Source organism: Candidatus Omnitrophota bacterium, assembly GCA_028715965.1.
Classification (GTDB): domain Bacteria; phylum Omnitrophota; class Gorgyraeia; order Tantalellales; family Tantalellaceae; genus JAQUQS01.
In genome coordinates this window covers 1-7,298 of the sequence record JAQUQS010000039.1, presented here as the reverse complement: position 1 = coordinate 7,298, position 7,298 = coordinate 1, and the positions used below count along the sequence as shown (strand labels likewise).

At 53.4% G+C, this 7,298-nt stretch carries 8 protein-coding genes; 4 read left to right on the top strand and 4 right to left on the bottom strand.

Annotated features, from left to right (window positions below; translation table 11 throughout):
- Positions 1–276, bottom strand: a 276-nt coding sequence (locus PHH49_08435; protein ID MDD5488965.1) for a hypothetical protein, incomplete at its 3' end; no start/stop codon positions are given.
- Between the two features lie 238 nt (positions 277–514).
- On the opposite strand from PHH49_08435, the gene PHH49_08430 reads away from it, so the two are divergent.
- The 4 genes from PHH49_08430 (at position 515) to PHH49_08415 (ending at position 2,538) form a co-directional block, all read left to right on the top strand.
- The gene (locus PHH49_08430) at positions 515–889 is read left to right on the top strand and encodes a TIR domain-containing protein (GenBank protein MDD5488964.1); all 375 of its coding nucleotides are present in this window, start codon (positions 515–517) and stop codon (positions 887–889) included.
- A 138-nt stretch (positions 890–1,027) separates the two neighbouring features.
- Positions 1,028–1,300, top strand: a complete 273-nt coding sequence (locus PHH49_08425) for a hypothetical protein (GenBank protein ID MDD5488963.1) — start codon at positions 1,028–1,030, stop codon at positions 1,298–1,300.
- Entirely contained in the window at positions 1,297–2,073 is a 777-nt protein-coding gene (locus PHH49_08420; protein ID MDD5488962.1) for an EFR1 family ferrodoxin, read from the top strand. Before PHH49_08425 ends, PHH49_08420 begins: the two co-directional genes overlap by 4 nt.
- 321 nt (positions 2,074–2,394) lie before the next feature.
- Positions 2,395–2,538 (top strand): hypothetical protein, encoded by a 144-nt coding sequence (locus tag PHH49_08415; protein ID MDD5488961.1) that lies wholly within the window; start codon positions 2,395–2,397, stop codon positions 2,536–2,538.
- A gap of 297 nt (positions 2,539–2,835) precedes the next feature.
- On the opposite strand, the gene PHH49_08410 is transcribed toward PHH49_08415, so the two are convergent.
- Genes PHH49_08410 through PHH49_08400 form a run of 3 tightly spaced genes read right to left on the bottom strand, consistent with a single transcriptional unit; the run spans position 2,836 to position 6,900 of the window.
- Positions 2,836–3,981 carry a hypothetical protein gene (locus PHH49_08410; GenBank protein ID MDD5488960.1) on the bottom strand — a complete coding sequence of 382 codons (1,146 nt, stop codon included), beginning with the start codon at positions 3,979–3,981 and terminating at the stop codon, positions 2,836–2,838.
- Positions 3,982–4,022: 41 nt separating this feature from the next.
- On the bottom strand, positions 4,023–6,422 hold the full coding sequence (locus tag PHH49_08405; protein ID MDD5488959.1) for a type II secretion system protein: 2,400 nt from the start codon (positions 6,420–6,422) through the stop codon (positions 4,023–4,025).
- A 10-nt stretch (positions 6,423–6,432) separates the two neighbouring features.
- Positions 6,433–6,900, bottom strand: coding sequence for a hypothetical protein (locus tag PHH49_08400; GenBank protein ID MDD5488958.1), 468 nt, complete (start codon positions 6,898–6,900; stop codon positions 6,433–6,435).
- Positions 6,901–7,298: the final 398 nt, after the last annotated feature.

The following is a 7,298-nucleotide window of genomic DNA, read 5'->3' as shown; positions in this document are numbered from 1 at the left end:
CTGTGCTTGTACCCGGTACCAAGTTCCGCTTAACCTGTCCCCCGAGCATACCGATATTTCTATGGCTGAGAAGGTGTAGGGAACAGGCATGCTCGCGTCAATATGTCTATTGGACTTGGGGTGGCGTGGTATTGGTAATAAAGGATGGTACAGTTTTAAGATCGAGAACAGGTACAGGTTTGAGATCAGAAATAGGGACAATTTTAGCTTTGGAAACAAAAACGGTTTTGAATTTTTATGCTCAGATGTGTCGTATGCGAGTTTGCCGGCAGGCATGTTTGAGCAGTAGACACATCTGGTATCATTATGTTGAAGCTCTACAGCGGTCGCTGTTTTTCCCTTGAGCCGGGAGGGTCCCTGGAGTATAATAAAAATACCACATCAAAGACGTGCCGGTTAAGTTAACTACTGAACCGTAAAGGAGGCCGTGAAGACAGGTAGGAGAGATACCGTTTTCGCGGCTCTTTTTTTGTCCATAGGTTTCCTTTGACATCCCAAAGAAAAGGAGGACGGCATGGTGAAAAAGAGAGTATTCGTGAGTTTTGATCCCGACCATGATAAAAGGCTTAAAGAGTTCGTGCTTAAACAGACAAGACTCCCGAATTCACCATGTGAGGTGATAGACGCGTCCATTAAGGAGAATGGATCGGAAAAGGACTGGGAAAGCCGGGTCGAGAACCGGATAAAGGAATCCGACGGGGTGATCGTAATGGTCGGGCCGTTCACGCATAGGACGCCGGGCGTTCTTAAGGAAGTAAGGCTCGCGAAGAAGTTCAGGAAGCCTATTGCCCAGCTTATCGGGTATGACAGCGGGGACTATGAACCGGTGCCTGACGCGGGAAAGCTCCGATCATGGGGGCTGGATACGCTGAAACAGGCGTTCGGATGATATAGGGCCATCCCCACAGGGACCGTAAGGGATGCGAGGCGGGAATTTAGCGTTCGTCCCTGTGTTTAACCCCGCAGGCTTAAAGCGCCTGCGGGGTTTTTATTTGTGGTATAATTATATCCTTAAGGAGGGGATATTATGAGCCATGCAGAAGAAAGACTTATGCGGGAGTCCGCGTTCAGGAAAGAGTTCATGACGCTGAAACGCAAGTTCTCCATACCTAAGCGGGGGTCCGACCTTGAACAGATGAAGTCTACCAAGGAAGGGATGGCGAGGTATGAGAGGCGCAAGGAGAAGTGGGACGAGTTCAAGAAGAAATGGAATGTAGTGTTCATGATAGGGGATAAGCCGGTCTTCAAAAAGAAGAAGAGCAGGAAAAAAACCGACCCGAAGGGCAAGGGGAAGAAATGAGGACGATACTTTATTATTTCACGGGTACGGGGAACACCCTCTCCATAACCCGGAAACTCGCGGGTCTCCTGGGTGGCGCCGAGATGGTCTTTATCCCGGATGTGATAAGAGAAGAAGGGCTTGTGTCGCCTGATGCCGATAGGGTAGGTATAATATTCCCGGTATATATGCTCGCCCCGCCGCTTATTGTGCGTGACCTCATCAAAAAACTTACGTTGAAAGAAGGCGCGTATGTATTCGCCGTATGCGACCACGGGGGTATGGCCGCCGGGACGCTCAGGATAGTCTCGGACCTCCTGGCGGAACGCGGGATACGTCTTTCGGCAGGCTTCACCGTGAGGATGCCGGAGAACTACCTGCCGTTCCGGTCGAGAAAAGGCGATAAGGACCTGGACGGTATACTGTCCAGGTCGGATAAGAAGGTAGAAGAGATAGCGGGTATGGTCGCTACCGGGAAAGAGGCCCGCGTGGAGAAGAGCCTGTCTTTTCTCTCGAGCCTTACCTGGAAGCTCTTTTGCCCCAAAACGCCCACGATGGATTCGGAGTTCCGGGTGCGTAAGGGATGCACGTCATGCGGGGTGTGCGAGAAAGTATGCCCGGCGGGCGATATCGTCATGAAGGATGGCCGGCCCGAATGGCAGGGGAGATGTTACCAGTGCTACGCGTGTATAAACTGGTGTCCGGAGGGTGTTATAGAGGCCGGTAAGGGTACCGAAGGCAAGGGGAGGTACCACCATCCCGGAGTGAAGCTTGAGGATGTCATAAGGAAATAGCAAGGTAACTATCCCCGAAAGGGTGTACAGGATTTGTGTGATAAATAGGGAGCCTGATCAGGGATGTGCCTGCTGCTCAAACAGTCCTCAACCTTCGGTCATCCCTCGGTTTGCGGAACTCGCACACGGCACATCCGCTCATCATGCTAAATAATATAGAACATGGTAAGGTCGGAGCTTCCCTAGGTCTCCGACATTTCCTCGGGGGTCGGTGCCCCCTCGGTCAGCTCTTAGCTGCGAAGCGTATCCGTCCTCAGAAGACCCTTTCGGGTCATAACCCCCTATGCGTGGTGTTGAATTGTGTTAGATATAACGATCCGCGTGCCTATATGTCGATTTTTCTACCAGTGTTTCGCGTGCATAAACTGGTGCCCGGAAGCGGTCATCGAATACGGCAAGGGTACCGCGGGCAAGGGGAGGTACCACCACCCCGACGTGAAGCTTGAGGATGTTATAAGGAAATAGCAAGGTAACTATCCCCGAAAGGGTGTACAGGATTTGTGTGATAAATAGGGAGCCTGATCAGGGATGTGGCCGAAACCTCTCCAGTTTTTTTGGCATTTCCGGGGTGCCATGACCCCGGTCACCTACTGCTCAAACAGTCCTCAACCTTCGGTTATCCCTCGGTTTGCGGAACTCGCACACGGCACATCCGCTCATCATGCTAAATAATATAGAACATGGTAAGGTCGGAGCTTCCCTAGGTCTCCGACATTTCCTTGGTGCCATGCACCTGGTCATCCTCGACCCTCCGGGCGGCCGTTATTCAGTCCAGCTTACGACCGATATCCCGCTTGATTCAGCGGTCATGTCCGGTGGTTCTATATAGATGTGCGTGTAATCAAGCTCGGTCCTCGTGTTCCACATCTGTATGTTGCGTTTAGCTAGCATACATCCGTTCACGACCACTTCCGCCCCCCAGTGTTCATGCGTCAGTATGTCCTGGTAGGCGAGTATCACGGCCTCTTCGGCTTCCAGTCGTCCCGAGATCTGTATGTTCCCGCTTTTGGCGACTACCACGTTACGTATGCCGGTCTTTACCTGAGTGAGGGTCGTGCCGCCGGGGATGGAAATAGTGTTCGCTATGAGCCCGCCGTTTATCACGGTGTCATCCGAAAGGGTGACGTCACCGTCGACATATACTATGCCGTTCGCGGGAGAATAACTGCCGGACAGGCTCTGGCTGGAATCGAAATAGGAACCGTCGTCCGAGTCTATGGCAGCTTGTTTGTATTTGGTGAAGTCAAGGTCAGGGAATGTTATGAGGTTCGCCGATTCATAGACGGTGGCCTGGTCATTGTTGAGGCTGTTTATGTACAGGTTGGTATCGGAATTGTCCGACTGGTCGTGTCTCGTGCCCTCGGTGACCGTTCCGCATGCCTCGACCTCACCATTTATGACGAATTCCGAGTGAGGCTGTGAGTCCAGGGTCACGTTATGGTTGGCGTGTATATCACCTGTTATCAGGGCCACGTTTATCCATGTATGTATCTTTATCGTTATATCATTACCGGCCCCCGAAAAATAATTGAGCGCGGTAGGGGTCTTATCCCGCACTTCCACCTTTACCGTCCTGGTCCTGCCCGCGGCTGTTCCCACCGAGGTTATCATATAGCGCCCGCCCACGGTGCTGTAAGCGACATTGTACGAACCCGTGCTCAACGTGCCCGAGAAGTCCGTCCTGGACGAGAACCCGTTCGTTTTGAGCTTGGCCAGCGCGTGATGTATGCCGGCCTCGGCCACGTATCTGGCCTGTCCGATCTCCTTGATGGTCGAAACGTAACGCATATCGTGCTGGATCATGCTTGTGACGGCGGCTACCCCGATCATCATTATGCCCAGGAACGACATCACCAGGGCCAGGATCATCCCGCTCTGGCTTGAACGTATCCTTTTCAAACTGTTCATTAACAACGGATCCTTCATACCACTCCTTATATTCACCCCGGTCATTTTCCCGTATTCCGGGGTTCTACCTCAAGATATCCTTCCTCGGATACGTCCCGGCCATCGATGTCCCGCGACACCTTGAGATATATGCTGAGCACCTTCAAGAGCTCCGCGCCGTCGACCAGTATCTTGGCCTGGCCGTAATCGTCCTTTCGCGCTATATAACCCGTGATCGAGCATAGATGGGTCTCTCCTTCCCAGCGTGTTTCCACATTATCTATCCAGGGCACGGAAAGGTCCGGAAGATAATACTCCCCGCTGTACGACGGGAAGAGGTACGGCGTGGAAGGGGAGAGTATCTGGGCGGCTATATAGGAAGCGTAGCTCAGGGAGGAACCGCTCGCGCTCCAGTTCGGGGTATCCGCCAGCTCCGCGTAGAATTGCAGGTATCTTCCGGCGCCGTCAATGGACGAGGCCGATACGGAGTCCCAGTCGGAGGCGTCCGTCATGTCGCTTGATGAGGACGTACGGGCCTTTACGGTTATCTCTGTGCTGGAAGGCTTGTACTCGTCCCAGGCGATGCTGTCGTATACCGGAGAGGAAAGCGCGGTATCAAATATGGCGGAAGTCACGCTTCCCTTTGTCATGGAACTGTCCAGGCTGTCCACTATATACATGTCGTCGTGTTCCTCGAACGGGTATACTTCGACGTTAGTGCCGTCACTTGTGAGGTCCACTGGCGCGCCGGCGGGGACATACGCGAGTTGGAAAGTGTCAAGGCCGGCGTTCACTATGTAATATGTTGTATACGAGCCCAGTCCTGGTATGCCCGTAAGGTTGACGGGCGCGGGGCAGGAGGTCAGGCCTCCCGGGACGCCGCCTCCGCCCACGCCCACTTTTGTGCCGTCTGGCATGCCGTGCTCGGCCGTGGTAGTGAACGTATCCGTAAGGCTGTCCGCGACGCATGGGATGCTACCCACGGATAATGAACGGGCTGACGCGTCGGAATATTCCCAGGCTACGCATTCGGACCCTGGGGACGAGGATACATATACGGAAATGAAATAGTCCCGATCATCGCGTATGGGGAAGGCTATCCATTCACTCCAGACCTCTGATCCGGCCGGTATTATGACCGAATCGGTGCCGCCGCCTGACACGGAAGAGAAGAAGATCTCCTGGTGGCGGTGGTAGTCCGGGACCGCGGGCACGATGGCCGGGTCCTGGTTCGCGAGACCTTCGAACCCTCCTGTGGCGGCATCAGCCAGGGTTATATATGCCCTGGTTATCGTTAAGGGATCGTTCGCCGGGGCCTTGAACTTCACGCGTATGAGGTCCGCTTCCGAGGATGTCGATCCCCCGGGTATAAGGACCCGGAACATCATAGGCGCGCCCGGGCCGGGCATGGATACGTCGGTCCCGGAAGATTCCCCGGCCTGTGAAAGCGCTTTCCACAGTATGAGCCCGGGTTCGTCGAGGTCGGGCATATCCAGGGCTATATGCGGGTCGGTGCCGTCCAGTTTCGTATGGTCGAGTACGGCATTATCGAAGCTGGAGTCGCGCCACAGGTCATAGTGGTCCTCGACCTCTATGTAAACGTTCTCGCCGTAGTCGCCGGTCTGGAACTCTAGATAATTATTGTTGTCCCATATGGGATCGGTAACGTTCGCAACGGTCCCGCCTTCCGACGAGAAACTCCCGGCGTCCGCGTAAGATGAACTGTAATACTCCAATTCGCGTTTACTGCCCGAGGGTTCTATCATGATATTGTCGATACCGATATCATATCCCGAAGAAAGGGGGTTCTTTCCGGTCACCTCGAAACGTATCGCATGTGTGCCGGGGGTTATGTTCGCCCAGCCGAAAAGGGTGCGCGCGGAACGAACAGGAGTGGAGGAATCCTGGTAAAAATCTATGACGGATGCCAGGGAGGATACATTGAACTGGTCAACGTTATGGAGGAAATCCCGGTCCGTGGTGCCTCCCGTGGTAACTTCGCCGGAAGTGGTGACGGTCGTGAGCTCGGCGTAACGCTGGGTCTCCGTCAGGGAGTTGTTCCGGGGCGATAGTACGGTGCGTCTCAAGGTCTTTGTCCCGTCCGTTTCGTTGTAAAGGTGATAGATGACCGTTCTGTCCCATGTTATGCCGGTATCAGGGTCTATGGTGAAAAAACCGTTCGCGTCCGGAATGGCTATGGGTATACTTATGGCGGTATAGTCGGAGGCGCCGCTGGGGTAGAAGTATATGTGTGTGAGGCTGGATAGCCTGAGGTCGGATCTTATGGTCTCGAGCGCCGTAGCCAGGGAGAACCTCATTTCCGTGCGTTCGGATTCGGAGGTCCAGGACCTGTATGAGTATACCCACGCGGAGACTATTACCGATATCACCACGGCGGAGAGTACCGTGACGAACATCATCTCAATGAACGAGAACCCTTTCTTTTCACATAGTATCTTCATGGTCGTATCCTCAGCTAACGTCAGAGAACAATGTTTCGACGACTATGGGGTCGCCCATATATTCAAGCGTGCTTGCGGTCGTTCCGGATATGCCTATGTTTATCCTTTTTACGGTCACCGTAACTTTTGTGAGCGATGATATGTTGTCATAGTTCTCCGTGATCTCGGTCGTTCGTGTGTACCTGCCTTGCGGGTCCACGTTGCCGGAAGCGTCCACCCGAATGTTCGTCTCACCCGAGATGGGGAGGAAGGCGAAATCCATTCTTTTCAATACGTTCAAACGGTCCTGGGCCAGCTGGGTGGCGATGTAGACGGTGTCTATCCTTTTAGCGAAGACGGAGCTCTGGGAGGAGATGGCGATGATGGACAGGACGATGATGGCGGCCAGCATGAACCCTACCAGTACTTCCACCAGAGTTGTTCCCCTGTTGTCCGTACGATATTTAAATAGTATCATTATTGCTAAAGACCTGAACATATCCCCTCCTAATATAAATTATAATGCTCGCGGATGCCTTAACTAATTATTAACATATTATGTTGAGAAGTAAAAAAGCCGGTATATTTGTAAGGCTTACAAAGACGGATATGTCCTCTGAAAGTCGGGGTTTAAAGCGTTTTAGCAGGTATCGGCCGCAGCATGTCTGAGCGGCAGGCATGAACTGTATGCGGGGATCCCGGTCTAGCGTTTAAGTATGAACGCCGCGCCTAAGAGGACAAGGAGTACCGCCGAGCCGCGCAAGGTGTAAAGCGTTTTAGCAGCCTTCGGCCGCAGCATGTCTGAGCGGCAGGCGTGAACTGTATGTGGGTATCCCGCTCTAGCGTTTAAGTATGAACGCCGCGCCTAAGAGGACAAGGAGTACCGCCGAGCCGCGC

Coding starts and splice junctions, on each gene's coding strand:
- PHH49_08430 (MDD5488964.1), top strand. CDS start 515: ATGGTGAAAAAGAGAGTATTCGTGAGTTTTGATCCCGACCATGATAAA.
- PHH49_08425 (MDD5488963.1), top strand. CDS start 1,028: ATGAGCCATGCAGAAGAAAGACTTATGCGGGAGTCCGCGTTCAGGAAA.
- PHH49_08420 (MDD5488962.1), top strand. CDS start 1,297: ATGAGGACGATACTTTATTATTTCACGGGTACGGGGAACACCCTCTCC.
- PHH49_08410 (MDD5488960.1), bottom strand. CDS start 3,981: ATGAACAGTTTGAAAAGGATACGTTCAAGCCAGAGCGGGATGATCCTG.
- PHH49_08405 (MDD5488959.1), bottom strand. CDS start 6,422: ATGAAGATACTATGTGAAAAGAAAGGGTTCTCGTTCATTGAGATGATG.
- PHH49_08400 (MDD5488958.1), bottom strand. CDS start 6,900: ATGTTCAGGTCTTTAGCAATAATGATACTATTTAAATATCGTACGGAC.